The 19,038-nt window shown below is 48.2% G+C and carries 11 protein-coding genes; 5 read left to right on the top strand and 6 right to left on the bottom strand.

Annotated features, from left to right (window positions below):
• Positions 1-32: 32 nt before the first annotated feature.
• Positions 33-1,193: a hypothetical protein gene (locus tag CHB65_RS07705; RefSeq protein WP_143420373.1), complete on the top strand. Its 1,161-nt coding sequence runs from the start codon at positions 33-35 to the stop codon at positions 1,191-1,193.
• A 224-nt stretch (positions 1,194-1,417) separates the two neighbouring features.
• A complete protein-coding gene (locus CHB65_RS16865; RefSeq protein ID WP_143420374.1) occupies positions 1,418-1,819 on the top strand; it encodes a hypothetical protein in 402 nt (133 codons plus the stop codon).
• 312 nt (positions 1,820-2,131) lie between these two features.
• Here the strand turns inward: CHB65_RS16865 and CHB65_RS07710 are convergent, their stop codons facing one another.
• The 3 genes from CHB65_RS07710 to CHB65_RS07720 form a co-directional block, all read right to left on the bottom strand.
• Entirely contained in the window at positions 2,132-4,243 is a 2,112-nt protein-coding gene (locus CHB65_RS07710; protein ID WP_089384482.1) for a pentapeptide repeat-containing protein, read from the bottom strand.
• A 323-nt stretch (positions 4,244-4,566) separates the two neighbouring features.
• Positions 4,567-5,799 carry a recombinase family protein gene (locus CHB65_RS07715; protein ID WP_179213611.1) on the bottom strand — a complete coding sequence of 411 codons (1,233 nt, stop codon included), beginning with the start codon at positions 5,797-5,799 and terminating at the stop codon, positions 4,567-4,569.
• 284 nt (positions 5,800-6,083) lie between these two features.
• Complete coding sequence (locus CHB65_RS07720) at positions 6,084-7,214, bottom strand: tyrosine-type recombinase/integrase (RefSeq protein ID WP_089384484.1); 1,131 nt, start codon at positions 7,212-7,214, stop codon at positions 6,084-6,086.
• Positions 7,215-7,438: 224 nt separating this feature from the next.
• Here CHB65_RS07720 and CHB65_RS07725 point away from each other — a divergent pair, with 224 nt between their 5' ends.
• The 3 genes from CHB65_RS07725 (at position 7,439) to CHB65_RS16870 (ending at position 10,954) form a co-directional block, all read left to right on the top strand.
• Positions 7,439-8,653 (top strand): hypothetical protein, encoded by a 1,215-nt coding sequence (locus CHB65_RS07725; protein WP_218818925.1) that lies wholly within the window; start codon positions 7,439-7,441, stop codon positions 8,651-8,653.
• A gap of 26 nt (positions 8,654-8,679) precedes the next feature.
• A complete protein-coding gene (locus CHB65_RS07730) occupies positions 8,680-10,242 on the top strand; it encodes a DNA-directed RNA polymerase subunit B'' (protein WP_089384486.1) in 1,563 nt (520 codons plus the stop codon).
• Between the two features lie 91 nt (positions 10,243-10,333).
• Positions 10,334-10,954 (top strand): hypothetical protein, encoded by a 621-nt coding sequence (locus CHB65_RS16870; protein WP_143420375.1) that lies wholly within the window; start codon positions 10,334-10,336, stop codon positions 10,952-10,954.
• Positions 10,955-11,437: 483 nt separating this feature from the next.
• Here the strand turns inward: CHB65_RS16870 and CHB65_RS07735 are convergent, their stop codons facing one another.
• The 3 genes from CHB65_RS07735 to CHB65_RS07745 form a co-directional block, all read right to left on the bottom strand.
• Positions 11,438-15,484, bottom strand: coding sequence for an AAA family ATPase (locus tag CHB65_RS07735; protein ID WP_089384487.1), 4,047 nt, complete (start codon positions 15,482-15,484; stop codon positions 11,438-11,440).
• 140 nt (positions 15,485-15,624) lie between these two features.
• A complete protein-coding gene (locus CHB65_RS07740) occupies positions 15,625-16,449 on the bottom strand; it encodes an IS5 family transposase (RefSeq protein WP_089384488.1) in 825 nt (274 codons plus the stop codon).
• Between the two features lie 272 nt (positions 16,450-16,721).
• Positions 16,722-18,911: a hypothetical protein gene (locus CHB65_RS07745; RefSeq protein WP_143420376.1), complete on the bottom strand. Its 2,190-nt coding sequence runs from the start codon at positions 18,909-18,911 to the stop codon at positions 16,722-16,724.
• Positions 18,912-19,038: the final 127 nt, after the last annotated feature.

Consider the following 19,038-nt stretch of genomic DNA (forward strand, 5'->3'; position numbering starts at 1 on the left):
TAAATGTATGTAGCACCACTATCCAAATGGCTATGAGCCAACCCCAGCAGACTACGACACGAGCCGCAGGAGATACAGCTAATCAACCAACAGCTGAGCCAGTGGATATTGATGATCCAGACGACTATCGATACCAGTGCCCGCTATGTGAGGCGGTCTATGATAGCGAGATTGCTGCTCGCGTCCACATTACTCGTTCGGACGATGATACTCATCAAAATCAAAATGGGCTCATGCCAGAGAGCTACATTGAGATTATCGCAGACGACGATGAGGTAATTGGCACGGTGTCACGACAACCCGATGAGATCGCAGTCGGCAGCTTCTCGCTTGATCAGGTCCCTGATGAGTACCCCGAACATCACAAGCACATAATCAAGATCGCTACTCAGCATCCATACAAAAATTATGCTGAGATCGAAGATCTGGTCATCAAAGAATTTGATGAGAAAGGCATTGATGTACCGTCATACTCCACGATCCGCCGCGTGGTGCGTGACTTCTACCATCCACGCGAGCTCAGTGAACAAGTTGAATCACTCGAAGCTCTAACAGCCAAGCAGCAGGCTATCATTATCGCCCGCACGTTGTTGCCGTCCGAGCCAAAAGCGAAAATCTCTGACAGAGTAGGCTGTGCATCGTCGTATCCCGCGCAAGTTTACGAACGTGCACCCGGTATAATTAGATCCATCGAAGAGTCAGGTGATGTTTCTGAGCGGATAAAGTCGGAGCTGTCTGTCGAGAGCAAAAGGGAACTGACGACTGCCGGACTCGTTGACGAACTCCCGATTGAATTCGACGTGGCGGTCGAGGAAGTAGCAGATACAGACACCGAGGAAGCTAATGATAATGGTCAGCAGAGTCTGTGGGGATCGCCTGTCGATAATCCCACGGGTCTGCGAGGAGTTCCAACGCCAGAGTCTGTTATTGATACTGATGACGATGATGCTCACGAAGACGCGCAGACGAAAGTACCAGCCGCACCACAGGCTGATGATTCAAAACCAGAGTTAGACAGTCTCGCAGAGGCAGATGTTCTTCGAGCTGATGTTGCTGATTTATATCAGGACATCAGCTTCTTATCAGATGTTTATCAGCACGTAGGAGGAAACAACGACCCCGATTTCACTCAGGCGGTTATTACAGCGGTCGCAGATCGGTGTGAGTCAATCCTACAGCGAGGTGAGGCGTGATGTACGTTGCTCGCGACATACATCGTGACATTGCGATTTCAGGTGATGAGGTTATGAAACACACAGATAGTGGTAGCGATCAATTTCGTTGCCTGTTCTGTGATGAGCCGCTTACGTTCGACCCATGTAGTACCGGTCGTTTTGATTCTTTCCACCACCAGAATCACTCGGAACCGTGCGTAGCCGAGGGAAACATCTCAACGGCCCATCGAGTTGCACAGGAGATGGTGGCAAAGAAGGTGTATAATTTGTTCCCACACGGCTCGAAGATAGCTAGGGTTGACCTCGAAAGACGTGTCGGTAACAAGTCTGATTTTGTGATAACCGATCTGCTGTCCGACCCTGCAAGAGTAGCAATAGAGGTGATATACAAAAACACAGATCTTGGCCTGCAGCGTCGGTTACGGACGCTCTTTGACGAGGGCTATGCAGTAATGCTAGTAGTGGTAACAACTTCCGATCTCCATCCTGACCGGTTAGAACGATATCTCAAACGAGTCGGACCAATCCAAGTTGGACAGTTCGATCCGAGCACGATGGCAACGCGTCTTGGATCACTCGTGCGACCGGGCACGATAGATATTGATGCACAGGTTTGGGACGTGCTACCGCAGTATCTTTCATAGTTCATATAATATCGACTGCGGCTTATTCAATCACTGCTCCGCGGTAAGGTATTCAACTATGGAAATTATGGATTAGGTGGTATTTCTGTCTGATGTTGCAGAATAGAACTAAAGAGACAGAAGCTTTTTGATCGATACCACGTCGTTATAATATCTCATCTAAATAGAGAATATATAAATAGCGAGTTTAGGGTACAAGGCTCTGTTGAAATCCTTAGAAAGTGATATGTATTCGTGGCCGTGCTGCATATAGAGGTTCTACTCAGCAGCTTCTTGGGTTCGCCATCCAATACAACCAACCGGCGGAGCAGTTCACCGCGTTGCCCGCCGACCGAATACGAACACGAGGATGGCGAGTAGGACGACACCTATTGAAGTTTCAAACACGGCGAGAACCTGACCCCACTGGTTGACTGGAGCGAAGTCGCCGTAGCCCAGCGTCGTGAACGTCAGCCCGCTGAAATAGAGACTCTCAAACAGTGTCGCCTCATACCCAGAGTTTGCGTGCTCAACAAGGCCGAACGCATAATAAACGAGGCCAAAGGCCAGAACGGTGACCGCGCCAGTCCCCAGCACGCGGGCGGGACTCTCACCGTACCGCGCAACGAGGGTCGGTACAAACGAGCGGACGGTCATCATCGTCTCGCCGTCGCGCCAGTACTTCCTTAATTGCACATCTTTGCGCCCGAGGAAGCACTCGCTTGCCAGCCCCGGCAGGCTGTTGTTGCGGGCGAGATTTTCCAGCGTACCGTACACCTCGCCGGCTTTCTCCAGACTAACCGATCCGTCGCTCCCACGGTAGCGCGGGTCATAGGAGCAGTAGGGCTCCTGATCGCGGAAGGCCATTTTGACGCGCCGGAGTACACGCACCGGGACCGGAGAGCCATCGGGGTCGCGGCGGTTGTCGTCCCCGTCCAGCCAGAAGTCTGTCTCGCGGTTGATGCGGGCGTCGCCCAGCAGCGCGCCGTAGAGTTTCGCCCCAGCGAGATTCGCCCAGAGGAGTTCCGCGCGATTGAGGCGTGCACGCTCAAACGACGCGCCAGCGAGTTCCGCGCGGCTGAAGTTCGCACCGGTGAGGTTCGTGCCGTCAAATGAGGCCGTCGAGATGTTCTCAGTGCCCGTTACGTCGGCATGCTCGAAGTCCGCGCCTTCGAGTGTGGCGTCGGTGAACTTGGCGTCCGACGGGAAGCGGGTGTTGCTGAAGTCGATTCCATCTTGGAAAGTCACGTCGCTAAAATCCACATCACCCGCGAACACGAAGTCGAACTGTTGCTCTTCTTGGTCGGATTGTTCGATCCGAGTGGTCGAGTCGACCCCACCGCGAAACTCCAACGCACGGCGGAACGTCGCACCTGAAAAGTCCAGCGAGTGTTCATATACGTTCTTATCGGCATTGCCAGCAGGCACCGCCCCAATACCGAATCCAAACGCAACGTCGTCCCGGAAGTTTACGTCGGTGAGAACTACACTGGACGCGACATCGAACCGCGTGTTCAGAAACGAGAGGGGAGCGGCGACCGTCGCACCTTCGAACGAAATCCTACCCTCTCCGAATGCCGCAGTATCGAACAACACCATACCTTCCCCGAAAGTCGCACTATCGAACAACACCCTACCTTCCCCGAACTCCGAACCCACGAACGACACCACGCCCTCCCCGAACTCCGCATTATTGAACGTAATCCTACCCCCGCCGAATTCCGCACTATTGAACGACACCCTACCTTCCCCGAACGCCGCCCTGCTGAACACCACATTACTTCCCCCGAACGTCGCATCAGAGAACGACACCTTGCCCCTCCCGAACTCCGCACCCCAGAAGGACACCTCGCCCTCCCCGAACTCCGAATCCGCGAACGACACCGTACCTTCTCCGAACTCCGCACCCCAGAACGACACTGTACCCTCTCTGAACTCCGCATGACGAAATGAAATCCACCCGAGCTCAGCGATCACTTCCTCTTCGCCAGTTTCGAACCGCGCCTGCCTTGCGAGCACGTCGTGTTCGAAAACGGCGTTTTCGGCGTTCAGTCCGTGCGCGAATGTCGCGTGGTCGAGTCGAATAGGATGTTCGTCACCAGCATCTAGCGTCTCATTCTCGATGTCAAACGCTCCGAACGTCGCGCCGACGAACTCTTTATGACGGCGCGCCGCCTCCTCGTTGTCGACAGCACTCACTTCGTTGACAACCTCGACGAACCGTTCGCCCTCGTCCACGTCGTCGGGCATGTCCTCGGGGCTGGTGTGGAACGCGCAGTACTCCTCACCGTCGAGTGACTCGTGTGGACACTCCCAGACCTCCTGTTCCAGCCCCCGCCTATGCTGATGGTTGTCCAGCAACCAGTCGTCGGGATCGTCACCGTGCCAGTTCGACGGATCTTCTTTCCGTGCAACATAGTCGCACGTTCCCTCTGGGTCGGCCATCGTGTCTCACTCGTCTGCTCTCAAATTATAAATTCCGCTCCTGTATACCTCTCTGACACTGGATATGGCACAGCAAACGGACGACTGCTCGTGCACAAGCATCCTTTCGGCATCACTGGCGCAAGCAATGATAACCGACTGTTTTATATGCGCGTTGTATTCAGCACCGAGATCGTATCAGCTTTGAAGGATTTCAACAGAGCCAAAAAGACCTAATCGAGGAACGCAAGTCACATGTATTCCGCTTGGAGTTGTCTAATATATATGTGTGAAGTAAGACAAATATGCCATTAAGTATGTACTTGTCGGATTAGCTGAAATTATTAAATAACGTCTTTAAAGTCGCCAATTTTTTCCAGCATCTTCATCATATCGAGTTCACTTTTGTTTGGCCACCGCCGCTCACCAAACTCACAATCACTATTAGTGCACATATATGAGCGCTGTGTATATCCCTCAAGATAGTATCGTCCGTTACTTATCAACATCTCATCACAGGAAGGACATTGCAACCGTATCAACGGACTAGCCGATTCAATGATATATGGTGAAAATTGATCGACATATTCCTTTTCTGTCTCTGATCTGGATCTCTTGGCGCTGTACTTTTCATTTATCTGAGCAACCACTTCTTGTACCTCATCGAACTTATCAGCTGATATCATAGCTAGCTGCTTGTCTTCATGATGTGGGTTTTCGGGATGATGCTGAAGATAATCAATTCGTAGTGTCGGTGAGCCCTTGTATACAGGGTTAGTCACGATTGACTTAATATCCTTTCCAGTTAGTTTGTCATCTACCAGTTGTGGAGTAAATTTAACCCTCGTTTTCGTATCAGTACTATTTTTTGCATCTTCATTACCTTCGTTGTCATCCGGACTCGCCACAACATATTTATTTGAATCTACAAAATCCTCAAGATTAGATATCTCCTGAAGCTCTTTTTTGAATATCTTATTAATTTCACGTGCTGTAGCTTCGTATCCACGCTTCTGTTTGAATACCTTAAAGATTTTTTTGATGATAGGTTTCCACTCATCTATCGGCTCAATCCATTCACCCATCGGTTTATACCCGAGAGGGATATGATGGCGAAACCATGCTCTCCATACTCTTTTCTCCAAAAATCCATCAGCGGCAGATCTAACTGCAGACCTCGTGCGGGTCATCGTGCTAAATTCGGCCATCGTCGCTTGCATGATGGCCTGTAGTCGATCTTCCGGAACTTTCAGATCTAGTTCTTTGTTTCGACACAACAACTTTACATCGTAATCATTCCGAAGTTGGGTGATGAACATCAGCGTCTCAGGAACGGTTCTGCCGATTCGATCTATGGTGTCTACCAATAGATGGGTTACATCGTCACGCTGAGCAAGCCGACCAACTTTTTGTATGCCGTCTCGGTTGAAATCGGTCCCAGATCTACCTTCATCTGTAATATCCTCTATGAGCCTTGCGTCTGCTCGGTTGTTAAGAACTGCTGTGAGTTCTTCTTTCTGTGAATCGAGAGATCGACCGTTCTCTTTTTGTTCATCTGTACTTACACGACGATACATTAGAATTCCTTCTCCACCCTGTTTTTGTGAATCAGTTACAGGTGGAGAATCCGAGAATTCGTACAGATTCGTCTGTGAAGACTGGGACAGGAGAGTAATGACTGCGACGAGAGGAAGGAAGATACTCGTTCGCCTATGTAAGCTCTGGCCAAGATTACTTATATAACGCCTGATACGGAAAGCCAAGGCTTGTCGTATCCGACCTTTTATAAGTATATTGGGCCAACCGGGGTGCTCTGCGGCCGTCGCAAAACGGGCTCGTAAATCGTCTAACCAGCCCGCGATCATAGATAACCACCTCCACTCTCATCAGCAACACGGTCCAAAATTCGCCGGCGAGCACGGCACCGCTCTTCTTCTGTCGTTTCATCGTAGTGCTTGCGTATGGTATCTTCGCTAACATCGCAGCGTTCGCTCAGTACATCGAGTGGTATACCACGCCGGCGGCCCTCAGTAATGAATCCATGTTTGAGTGCGTGGGGTGAGCGGCTCGATGGGCATTTCGAGGCGTGGTCCATCGACTGTGCAGCCGAGCAAGAATCAGGATCACGATCATGCGGACAACCAGCACCGATCACGCACGGTCGGCTCCACTGGTAGATGTACCGACGGATGGTAGATTTTGAGACCCGACCATGCCTCGTCGCTAAAAGAGGCTCTCGGTCACAGTCATCTGTTACGTCCGGTCGGGTCGTCTCGATATAATCAGTGACAACCTCAGCGTCACCCTTCGAGATAGCTACGTGACCTGCGCTCTTGGTCCCGTTTTTCAGTCTCGTGCCTTGATCTGGCCGATGGTGAAACTCAAGATATGGCTCATCAGTATCTAAGTGAGCGTCATCTACATCTAAGGCGACTAGGCACCCGGTGCGCCGCCCTGTACGCACGCCGAGCACCCATACTACGTGTGCGAGCGTGGCATACTCATATTTCTCCAGATAGCTGAGGGTGAGCCGAACTCGCTCAGGATCCAGATCCACGTCTCGTACGCCATCACCTGCTGAGAGCTCCGGGACTGGTACCGAGTCGCTCAGTCCGGGTTTGACGGCCTCAATATCTTCGAGATAGGAGAGCCAGCTTCGAAGCCGATACATCTCATCACGCATCGTCTTGTTTGATAGCTCACTGACTCGCTCGCACGATTCGTACCGCCGCCACGTGGCGATGTCGTTGATCAAGCGACCGTCAAGGTCTCGCAAATCGTCGATCTCCTCTTGTTCCAAAAAGTCCAAGATTCGACCTAATTTGGATGCGTAAGTTTCGAGGGTCTTCTCCGTCAGCTCTGGACGTCTCGCGTCTAAATAACGCTCAAGACCCTGCTTAGGCGTACAGGGCTTGAGATTCGGTCCCAGCTTAGAGCGGAGTAACTCAAAAATCTCGTCTTCATCCAGATCACCAATTGAGGCTCCGCTCATCGGCACCACCCCACGGTGTCTGTATCTGCTTGCGTGTCTGTTCGACTCTGCGGCTCGTTTCGACTGGTCTTGCCAGTCTTGGTATCGATGGCTTTCATTGCCGCGAAGGAAAACGGGAGCGGGGTCCCTCGACCTATCGGTAAATTTACATTTAGTAGATTGACTTAAGACCTCCAATAAAAGACTCCATCTCGAACGAAGGTATATAAAGAGAGCCTGAAACTGTGATTTTAGACAGAACTATGGATGCCACAGATCGACTGGATTGCCGTCAGTACAACCTTTCCGCATTACAGTTGGCACATCTTCTTGATGGCGACATTGGGGATCGTAACCCAAAAAATCTAGAAAAAGAGATACAAGATACAGCGATACAGCTCGATAAACGTCTGCAGTATCTAATTGAAGATATTTGCATCCTCTATGAACAAGGCTATTTGAATAAAGAAAATTGGCCGGTAGGTTGGGATCAGCTTAGCGATCTTAACCGTAATGACAATCTCTACGATCCTCCACTCGGGATAGTTGGGGCTTCTCAGGAAACTATGGATTACATGTCTATGGCAATGCATTTGGGCCATGTCTGTCGACTCCTCTACTCCGCAACGGCACCACAGTTCGATTCAGAAATGGCCGCGCTTGGGTTTTTGATCGGGCTAAGAGGTGGATGGCTGAGTGAGGATTGGAGGGCTGAGTCATCTCAGAAATTATTGAAAGTGCTTCCTGAGGAGGGCCTGAAAGCAGACATCTTCGAGATGCCATCATCAGATACAAGCAAGGGCCTTGCTGACGTTCTCCGTCAGGTTGATGATAGTTTTACCAAGGAAGATATCGTGCAGGACGAGGATATCGAGCTACGGAACCGTTTAGAGGAATCTAATCTCACTCTTACTCCAACAGTATTTGAGTATGCAGAGGAAATGCTCGTAACAGCAGATTTCCCTGCCACATCACCCGTAATAGAGGGTGTAGTAGACCAAACAACGGCTAATCACGAGTTAAAAAAAGCAGAAAGGCTAGCTGACCAGTTAATACAGGATATCGACTCCCTCGTACATCATAATTATAGGGGTGGCGAAGCGATCCAAGTCTTCTGGGCCATCCACACCACCGAGTCCGTTGAGGATAATGACGATATCGTAGGTTCTGTTGACACAAAAAAGCACCAAGTTAGTAAGCTAATGACTGATTTGTGTGGCCGCGAGTCACCATGGGACCTACGCCCAGTAATTGTGGACGGGCAATTTGGAATAAAGAAGACTAATTATGGAAAGCTGATCGCCCAGTTGCTGACCGCAGAAAGTGACGACAAAAAATATGCTGTTCCACCTGATAATGAGATATATGATGCTTGTCATGCAGCCATTCTTGGTGAATCCGACGATGTACGTCAAGAGTTGATGAATGAGGTACTCTCGGAGGTAGAAATAGATACCTAAAGCCTCAATATCACTCCACATATCTAATGCATCGTGAAAAACGTCAGAGGCTCGCTCAGGCATATCTCAGTCGGCAAAACGTTGCCGCACACCATCTCCATTCATTCAATCGGTTTTTAGAGGCTGGTCTACAGACGGTTGTAAAGCAGAAGGGGCCGATTCATACGAGTATAGGAAATCAAGATACTGACGCTACCTCTGGCAACGAATCACATGAAGAGCCTCTCGTAGCTAAGATAACTGAAATTCGGGTGGAGTCACCTCAATTCCGAGAGAGCGACGGAAAGGTAACTACACTATATCCTCAGGAAGCTAGGCATCGGAATCTTACCTATGCTGCACCGATGTTTCTAACCATTCAATTAATCATAGGTGGTAATCAAGAACCAAAATCTATTTTCAAACGGCAGGAGGTAAAAGTCGGGAAGTTACCGATTATGGTCCGTTCTCATAGTTGCAACCTAGCCGGCTTATCCCCATCGGAGCGTATAAATAAGAACGAGGATCCGCTTGACCCCGGTGGGTACTTTATTGTGAACGGTAATGAGCGCGTTTTGATTAGTACGGAGGACCTTGCCTCCAACCGAATTCTGACCGCCTTTGCTCAGCGATCCGGAACTAAGATTCCAGAAGCAACGACGTATTCGCGCCGACGGGGATATAGGAATATCACCCGGGTTGTTTACGACAAGAACGACCAGCTGGCCGTGTCCTTTCCGGGTGTTTCCGGGATGGTCTCATTCACTACAGCTGTCTGTGCGTTGGGTATGGAGACAGATGACGATATTTACCAGCACTTTTCTGACGATGAGAAAATCATTCGAATATTGTTTAGCTCTCTTGAAACCCGACAAGCGAGAGATAGAGATGCTGCTTTGGTGAAAATAGGCTCAAACCTCGCACCGAAGCAGTCTGCAGAGCAACAGAGGGAGAAAGCTCTCGAAGTCTTTGACCAACGGCTTCTCCCACACCTCACGGAATCCAGAGATCAACAAGCAAGAGTCCGATATTCCAAGGCCATTCACCTCTGTCGGATGGCCGAGGCCTGCCTCAATTTATATCTTGGCCGAAAAGAGCCCGAGGACAAAGATCACTACAAAAACCAGAGGCTACGAGTAGCAGGCGACTTGATGAGGGAACAATTCCGTGCGGTTCTAAACCGATTTGGTCGAGATCTAAAATATCAAATTGAGCGAACTTACAAACGGAACCGGAAACTGTCGATACCGAATCTGATCCAATCTGATCTGATCGGGAACCGTCTGGAAGCTGCCCTTGCGACAGGGAACTGGGTAGGCGGCCGATCCGGTGTCTCGCAGTTTGTTGATCGGACGAATATGCCAAGTCTGCTCAGCCAACTCAGACGAGTGCAGAGCCCGCTATCACGCGGGAGGCCGCACTTTGATGCACGTGATCTGCATGCTACGCACTGGGGTCGTATCTGTCCAAGCGAGACGCCTGAGGGACCAAATTGTGGATTAGTGAAGCATCTCGCGCAGGCAACCGACCTTTCTACTACCGGTATTGACGAGAGAATTCTGAAAGATGAGTTGGTATCGATGGGTGTTCGGCAGACGGATCCACACTAAGCGAGGAACCTGATGACATTACTTACTGGCATCTGGATCCCCGAAAAAAACAAATATTAAATTGATCACACTTACTATTTGATCGATACACATGTCTGATAGTGAGTTGAATCTGCTCCTTCTGGGTGGTGTACACATCAAAGATTCGAGCGCCCGATTTGAACTAACTAAACAGACTTTTGATCACGTGGATACGGTCTTTATTGAGTCAGTCACAAAAAATGAGTCTTCTGTTACAAAGCTCATTAGTGGGCTAAGAGCTCCGCTGATTGTTCCTATTTGCTTATTTGCTCTGAAAGCTATGAATTATTATACCAAATTAACTGGGAAAGGGGATGGTGAGTTGCGAAGGGACATAGTAGATGAGTTTGATGCAGATGTTATTGAAATAGATCATAGCTTTTTTCCGATAATTAACGAGTCCCCATGGTTTTGGCCACTCTCAAACTACGTAGCTTTGTTGAGTTCGATGCTGTCGTACATATGGATCGGATCGATGAGCGTGTCTCTACTTACACCCGTGTCTCTACTGCTTCTTTATCTCGCTTCTACTCTATACGGTCGGGATGCTAAGATGGCACTTGATATTGAACAGTACGCACAAGCAAAATCTGGTAATGCGGTCGCAATTATCGGTAGTCATCATCAAACTGGAGTGGTTAGTAAATTAGCGAATAGCTCTATCGTACGAATCGTGTCAAAAAATAATTGAATCATTTGGGGTTTTCAGTTGATATTTGTCAAGAAGGACATCCAATACAAGTATTCACCTTTCATATATGACCGATCTCAACATGATGTGGAAGATAGGCCGCGTGTAACGCTTCCTTCCAGCAGCCGAATTTGTATTTATACGTCGTAGGTGTCGCCACAGCATCTCGCTCACGAAGACCATATTTCGTCACCACACCACTTGTTCCAGCATCAACTCCTGTAACGTCGCAATCAACTCCTCGTCTTCATACTGTGGTGGTCCAGCATGATACGTTTCCAACCCTGCTGTTTCCCTCGTTCCAATTCAGTTCCCAAACACATTCTGGAACACACTGATCGGCGGTACATCCACTGTCTATTCTAGTCTGACTTGGAGGTGAACAGTCCCACCCTTGCAGCACCATCTTGCAATTCCTCGATTAACTCCTCACGACGGACATCACTCAATGCCGAGTATGTTATAGCGTGCTAGTAGTTCTATTTAAATGGGGAGATGGCTTTCTAAAAATTCCGTGTCCATTTTATTGTTTTCTGCTGCAAACTGATCGGCTATGTCTAATGCTGTCTGTAGCGCCTCCTCTCCTGCATCTTCCGCACACTCGTAAAGGTAAGACCGATGGTCTTCCTGACTTGTTCGAGCAATAGATGACCATTCACCACAGGTAACAGCATCAACTAATTCATCATATATCTTTATTGTCACAACAGGGCAGTCAGCTGCTTGCTCTGCTAACCATCCCTCAATGCGCCGCCAGTGGTGCGTGTGTTTAGCAACGAATGGGAGTGATTGAAGAATTCGGCTTTCCTCGTCTTTTAGGGTTGTTGTCGTTGCACTTCGAACACAGTCAAGGAAATACCTGATCTCTGTATCATGATCTTCTGTGTCAGGGTCAACCACATTTAACCGATACTCCCAGAGATCTCGGATTTTGCTCCACTGGTCCTCAACTTCCTCGTTACCCATTGACGATGCCAACGTTGAGGCCAGTTCTTTTACCGCCTCACGATCAGCAATATGGTAAAAGTGGTTGATCAGGCTTTCGTCATCACTGAGGTCGTCGTTTTCAAACAAGTAGATCGAAGCAACGTGAGCAGTGGTTGACCGAGCCTCAATTTGATATGCAGCATCTTTATCGGCATCAAGCAGGCTGAGCGCGTGGAAATAGTATTCGCGGAACAATTCGCTGTCCCAGTATCGATTATACGCCGTATAGGAATTCCATGCGGCAATAAACTGTCGTTGAGCTGGCTGGTCAGTCCCCCGTGTGAAAATATCGTCCAAGTGATCTTTAATGAACTGTGTATTAAGCCTATACAGGGTGCCAAATCGGCGACCAATCACTGACCGAACAGCAAGGGACTGGTCCTCAAGGATACGCTCCTCGATGGGGTCAAAAAACAGCTCGTCTAGCTGTGTTTCAGTTTGTTCATCTTTCCATGCAAGATAAGTGATATATGCGTTCACTGCCATCGGACGGACGGAATTAATCGCAACCGTGGCCGGATCGCCGTGGCCAGCCATTCCTTCAGCAGGCTGGTCACGCTCAGGCACGGGATCTGGGTCAGTAGACAAGGTAGACAAAACGTCTTCGATCTGTGATTCAAAACCATCCGGGAACGCAGTCGTATCGGCTGCAATCCCTCGATTAATCAGCATCGCGAGGTTGGTTTTCGAACGCTCACTCCAAGCGGTCGGTGATGTCGTAATTGCTTGTCCGAGTGCAAGAATTGAGTCCCATGGGAAGGTCTCGCCATCATCAATAAGATCTCGAAATGCACGGAAAGCAGCTTCAGCGTACTGTGAATGAGCGTCTTCCAACACCGAAATTTCACGCGCATATCGCTGCGGATCCTCCTTGATCAATTCACCGAGCTGACTTGAGAAACCCCTGTGACTGCGTTCCTCAAGCTGAACAGTTTCACCTGTGTTCCACCTCTCTGATTCGGGTGGTTCCCATTTGACTGCTGTCGTAAGGACTTCTTCGGCAGGCTGGTCCCGAAGTTTGTCTGTCTTTTCTGGGCCGTATTGTCGGACCACACCACCATGCATCCGTACTGGCTGCCGGCCCCGTGATGGTGGTCGGTCTGGCTCACCGTGCTTTTCGAGCAGTTCGTCAAGTTGCGCTATATACGGATCGTCTAGGTAATCGCGAATTAGATAAAACCGATCACGCTTCCACTTTTCCCGTATTCGTTGTTCGAAATAGCTTGCTGATTCTTCCTCTCGTGCGGCTAATCGTTCAGCACGATTTTCCACATCGTCGGCATACGGGCCATTTTCGATGATCCCACAAACCCGCTGCTGTGCTCTATGATCAAGGTGCTCATAGCCCTTCTCGAAAGCAAGATAAAACTCATAATGGGACTGCTGCTCGTGATACTTTTGCTCGTTCGTTACTTCGTCGCTAATTTGTGTGACAAATGCTTCCGGAAATTCACTGAGGACGTACAAACCTATCCGCTGAAGGACCGTATGTTGATCTAACAACCATTCTACAAATTCAGTTTTCTGGTCGCTTGTAGGGTTTATATTGACCCACGCAGTCATCGCTTGGACGGAGTAATCCAGCAAAATCTCTGCAAGCGATCCTCGCTTATTTTCAACAAAGTTTAAATCAGCAAATGAGATCTGATCTGCAACAGTGCCATACTTTTCTTCCTCTTCTGTCCGCTGTTGGAGTGCTGTGATGAGATTTGTTGTAAACATTCCCAAGAGCTCCCCACCGCGTTCCTGAAGTAATTCATCAAAGTGTTCGTCAAACAGCTCCGTCAGATTGTACCGGATCATACCTTGGTCGACATCCAACTGGTTTCCTTCTCGTGGCATCAGCATCACATCAAGAATTTCAAGTGCCACATCGTACTCGTCATGCTCAATAAGATACGAAGCCAGTCGTATTGCATAACTGCCAAGGTAACCGTACGCTTCGTCGTCCTGTACCCAAGTTAGAGCCTGTTGTCCGACGACAGCGGCATTATTTACTGGAAGATCACGACTAAGTGAAAGGAAAAATCGTTGCGTTCGAAGATTATCTGTTTCAAGCTCTTGAGCAACTTGTTGTACAAATGATGGCCGTGTCTCGGCGGTCCGGCCCAAGTAAGTTATGAGGTTATTATGTGGGTCGGTGAACTTGCCTTCTTCGAAAAGAAACTCGACCCACGAAGGATCAAGGTCTCTATCGTAGAAGTGATTCGCCATATTACAGCTTGTTTCAACGCTTGACAGTATTGCTTTCACGATGGTGTCTGGTAACTCAGCGGGATCATGTTGCTTGAATTCATCAAGAAGAATCGATGAGGGATAAAATCGGAGTCCTTCGTCGGAGATGGTTGTCTCAATCAGATCCGTGAGGAGGTCCTGCTCTTCTTCGAGAGTGCTTTCTGAAAGGTGGGATATCCAAGAGGTGACATGGTTGATTTCGATTTCGAAGGTACGATGGTCATCAACGAGTTTGATGAGTTTCTCAGCATGATAAACACATGCACCAACGTGGGCAGTCTCAGTATGATCAGACCGTGCCTCCAGAAAGTCTCGAAAGACATCATGGACTTTGAAGATCTGAAGACCATCCGCATTGGTGCCCAGTGTCTGCACAACGGTACGCGTATTGAGTGAATCAAGTATTTCGCCCACCTTGACACGATCAAATCCATGAGCACGGGAGGCTACACGCGTGCAGAGTTCTTCATTGAGTTCCTCAAGTGAAGCCGTAGCTAGGAGAAGCCGTCGCTCATCAGCCGTAAGAAATTCAAAATATCGCCGCTTGATTTCTTTTTGAATCTTCTTTTCAGGGATATCTAACAGATCATCATCACTGTTCGCTTCTGTCTGCAATCCGAGATACAGGGGGTGACCGCCTAATTGGTCATGAACTGCATGTGCGTCCTCGGTCGTAACGTCTGTGGCATTTTGGAGAAAAGTGATCGTCTGTTCCTCGGTAAACATAGATAGCGAAACCGTCGCATCTATTTCATCTAAGGCAAGCCGACCGGCAGTGATAAGAATAACATTGGACGGCAGTTCCTCAGCCGCTTCCTGAATCGCACCCTGCACCTTCCGCTTGTCCTCGCTCAATTCATGGACATCATCTACACAGACAATCAATGATTGATCCTCAGGAAACAAATCACTCAAACCTAACAAAGAATCTTTGTAACCAAACTGTGCACGAGACGCTTCCGCCTCGTGTGATTCAAATGAGACACCCCCGCCACCGATTGGTGTACTTACACTCAAACCAGCAAACTTCCGCCCCTCTTCCTTCTTTCCCTCAGGCAACGCATTAAAAAGTGCACGGCAGAGTTTCCGAAAAAGCTCATCTAAATTATGATTCGCCTGAATATTCCGCCGATCTACCCGAATCTCACCATCCAACTCCTCCTCAATATGGTCAAGCACTGTTGTCTTCCCCACACCCGGTTCACCGACGATATGAACCACTTCCTTATTATGCTCAATGTATTGAGCGATGATCTCCTCCTCAGGCCGAGATATTGCATCTGACGAGGAAACACCGTTTTCTGTCATTGCACGACGATTCACAAGTAGACTTTTTCAATGTTTATGTGAAGCACATCCGTGTTAGAGGCTTTGTTGAAAGTGCTGTGCTGAATGGCTCCTTTACAGCAATGTAGAGAGTGCTGTGTTGAATAGATGCTGAGTCACGGTTAGAGCGGCTCACACAGTGGTTCTATGTTGGTGATGGCGAACATGAGGACAATTTCACGGAACTGTCGATACCAGCCGAGCGCTCGCACGGCATCGCCGAGCGAGCGCTTGGTTGTCGAGTAGGATGTTTCAGCCATCCACCGCTGAGAGTAGCCCTTTGCTTGATTGAGTGCGTTATTCGCAGTTGCTTTCGCTGATGATCCACGGTAGTGAACAAGGTACTCAACGTCGTGTGCGGCGATTTCGTACTCTGTATGCCAGTCTTGGAAGCCGCTGTCAGCGGCGACTGACTGCAGGTCGTCCGCGTTTCGGCGGACGACCTGCGGTCCACTCTTTGTGTCGTGCTTCCACCGTGCTGCGATGTGAACGTCAAGCACAGCAAGCGATTCCACATCAGTCAATGTCGTCACTTTCAGCGTCTGTATCGTCCGTCCTGCCCGCTGACGGAAGTACGAGGACGCACGCCGCCGGTCAAAGAACGTGCTATCGAGAGCTACGTGTCCGGACTGCGGGTGCTGCTGCGCAGAAACGCGCAGCAGCGCCCGCCACACCCACATTTTCAGCCGATCAAACGACTTGTAGATCGTCGTGTGATCGGGGAGCTCGTCCCGATCTAATCCGAGAGCATCGCGGACCTCAGCCATGTACTTCAGCCGATTCGGCGTTTCACGGTAGCTGTGGCCGTCTTCGACCCGAAAACAGTGCAAAACGACGTGAACCCAGCGGGCGAACCCGCCGCTGGCGGGCTCGCCCGCGTGCTTTCCTAACGCTTGTTTAGCTAGGTCACGACACTGTTCAATGAAGTCGAGGATGTCGATTTCCATACCAAGTTCGATTTCCTCGGCTTCATCCTTCTAAACCAGTGATATCGGTAGATAAGATCGCTATTCAACGCAGCAGTAGAGAGAATAAATTACTTCGGAAGCGGTTCGTTCAGCTTTCAAAGTAGCGTATTAACTATCGATGGTAGGAGAAATAAAGAGCCATTTGGTAGAACCCGTGCTTGCCTGCTTGGTCGACATCTGCGATGTATAGGTTCTCTCTAAGTGGATCCATCTCGCACTCACCCGCTAGTACTTTATTTCATCCGCCAATTTCAAATATATCGGTTTCTATCTTCTGGGATGTAATCTTCTCTGTCGATGATCCTTCGGATGTTACCTAGATGGTTCTCTTCATTTTCCTCTAATTCTAGACAGTTGTCTGAGAGCTTACTTTCTTCAATCATGGCCTTAATCTCTGAAAACACGTCTTCGCGGACATCATTAGTGCTTGACAGTATGTGAGTATTCTCCGAGAATATTTCATATATTTTATACACAGTCTCTACACTGAGAAAGTGGAAACTTGCATCCTCGTCTCCGGCAACCCGTTCTCGTGCATCTGGATTTAGACTACCAGACTCAGTATTTGAGAGAAGCAGCTCTTTTGAAATGACGAATATCATGCTATCACTTTCTACAAGATCGCTGTACTTCGAATCAACTAGGTCTTGATTAGCTTTTATTAGCTGCGATTGAGGAAGATCTGATCGCTGTTTTGAATCGACGAGATAATATTTATTTCGTAGCTGTAGGGCACCATCTGGTTCATTTTTCCCTCCAGCATATAGATAATCTCTAAATAAATATCTAAATAGGACATTGAGATGGTCTTCGACTACATAACCTGCCTCGGCCGGCCTTTCATATCTATCTCGAAATTCTTCGGGACTCTGTAAGTAATCACTTAGAATTTTTGCCGACCGCCGAGCTTCTTTTTCTACAAGCATCTTTTGATGATATTTTGCCTGTCTCTGAGCAGCTCTAACGATGTATTCGACTACCTCTTCCTCTGATTGGGAAGTTAATATTTTATGGTAATCAATTCTAGAAAGAATAATATTATAAATCTTCTCGAAATTATCCGGTCTGGCTCTAAATGGAATAATTACTCGATAGAACCGTCTGTGAGCGTCCTCTGCATCATCAGAATATGACTTCAAAACTAGGGCCAATCGACTGTCTTCGTATCCTTCAAGCTCGGCGATCCGATGCTGTCTACCGTTGATCTCAATATCAACTCTCTCTGCTTCCTCTAACTGATTTTGTATTGCACTGGCTAGTGTTTCTTTGTCCAACGTGATTTTATCTTCTTCATTATCTTCGTTGATGATGCCGCCATCAGTGAGAATATCAAGGTCGTTGTTGTTCTCCATCTCCTCCAAGGGAGCCAAATACTTGCTACGATAATTGCTATTGGTCGTCAGAAGCTTGTTGAAATAGTATGCTGACGGTTTATAGTAGGGCTCATAAACCTCAACTCCGTAATGTTCTAATATGTCCTCAAGATCTTCTCGCGAAGATTCATGATCTGTTGGTAATTCAAGCGCGATCTTTATGAACTCTTGATTGGTTTCGATGCGTCTGAACGTTTGGAAATTTAGTTTGAAATCGATATCTTCATTCTCCGTTATATAGACAAACTCGCAGCTACTCAGTGAAAGAATATCCTGCTTGTTCTGGAGCAATAGATCATAATCCACAAAATCTTGCACATCTATAGCGCCGTCACCAGACGCAACAGACATGGATATGTCAGAGCCACCTCCTGAGATCTTTATATTCTTGAGAAAAATATCGTGGTCTTTTAAATTCTGTATGAAGTCAGGTCTTATCTCCAATTCATCATACGCCTCCGGTTCTTCATCCTGTAAACTTATTGTATCATGTTCTGACGTCTCTTTCACAAACCTATTCCTTTGATCTCTATCACCAGATAGCTGAATCTCCCCGCTCTCACTATCGACTTCGATCAATAACGGAGGATAGAACTCTGCATCTATTGGTTGTAAAGGCTCAACGTACTCTCTAGAAGTTCGCTCACCCACATAGATTATTCTCGGATTTGAATCATCATCTTCCAAGACAAGATCATTACCTCCTGCGATTTCAGATAAAAACGAATCAATATCAGTATCGTCTTCTAACTTTTTTACGTCGTTTTTCCTGAACTCTTTGTCAAACCTGATCTTGAGTAATTTCTTTATATAGTCTCTAAATTCTTCCTCAGAGAAGTCGGGCACATCAGCGTCATATGCATCCGATATGATTTCAGCTACGTCTGTCCAAAAATCCTCATCATCTTTTGAGAGAGAATCATATCTTTCTTGTAAACTCTCGATGGATGTTCCGTGATCTTTGAATGCATTTCTGGCGGAAACAAATGTATTGGCACTTTTTGAACTGAAGAGGAGAGGCAGAACACTTTGTTGTAAGAATTCTTTTTCTACTTGTTCGTCTCTCATACTCTACTTACCCCCGTGTGGATGGTGATATAATGCTGAGAGGCTGAATTCTGCCTTTTAGGTACATGCAAGACGGTTTACAACCAACATATAAATATACTGGGTATACAGTGCACTATATTCAACC

Source organism: Halorubrum vacuolatum, assembly GCF_900188065.1.
In the GTDB taxonomy this organism is placed as follows: domain Archaea; phylum Halobacteriota; class Halobacteria; order Halobacteriales; family Haloferacaceae; genus Halorubrum; species Halorubrum vacuolatum.

Coding starts and splice junctions, on each gene's coding strand:
- CHB65_RS07705 (WP_143420373.1), top strand. CDS start 33: ATGAGCCAACCCCAGCAGACTACGACACGAGCCGCAGGAGATACAGCT.
- CHB65_RS16865 (WP_143420374.1), top strand. CDS start 1,418: ATGGTGGCAAAGAAGGTGTATAATTTGTTCCCACACGGCTCGAAGATA.
- CHB65_RS07710 (WP_089384482.1), bottom strand. CDS start 4,243: ATGGCCGACCCAGAGGGAACGTGCGACTATGTTGCACGGAAAGAAGAT.
- CHB65_RS07715 (WP_179213611.1), bottom strand. CDS start 5,799: ATGTATCGTCGTGTAAGTACAGATGAACAAAAAGAGAACGGTCGATCT.
- CHB65_RS07720 (WP_089384484.1), bottom strand. CDS start 7,214: ATGAGCGGAGCCTCAATTGGTGATCTGGATGAAGACGAGATTTTTGAG.
- CHB65_RS07730 (WP_089384486.1), top strand. CDS start 8,680: ATGCATCGTGAAAAACGTCAGAGGCTCGCTCAGGCATATCTCAGTCGG.
- CHB65_RS16870 (WP_143420375.1), top strand. CDS start 10,334: ATGTCTGATAGTGAGTTGAATCTGCTCCTTCTGGGTGGTGTACACATC.
- CHB65_RS07735 (WP_089384487.1), bottom strand. CDS start 15,484: ATGACAGAAAACGGTGTTTCCTCGTCAGATGCAATATCTCGGCCTGAG.
- CHB65_RS07740 (WP_089384488.1), bottom strand. CDS start 16,449: ATGGAAATCGACATCCTCGACTTCATTGAACAGTGTCGTGACCTAGCT.
- CHB65_RS07745 (WP_143420376.1), bottom strand. CDS start 18,911: ATGAGAGACGAACAAGTAGAAAAAGAATTCTTACAACAAAGTGTTCTG.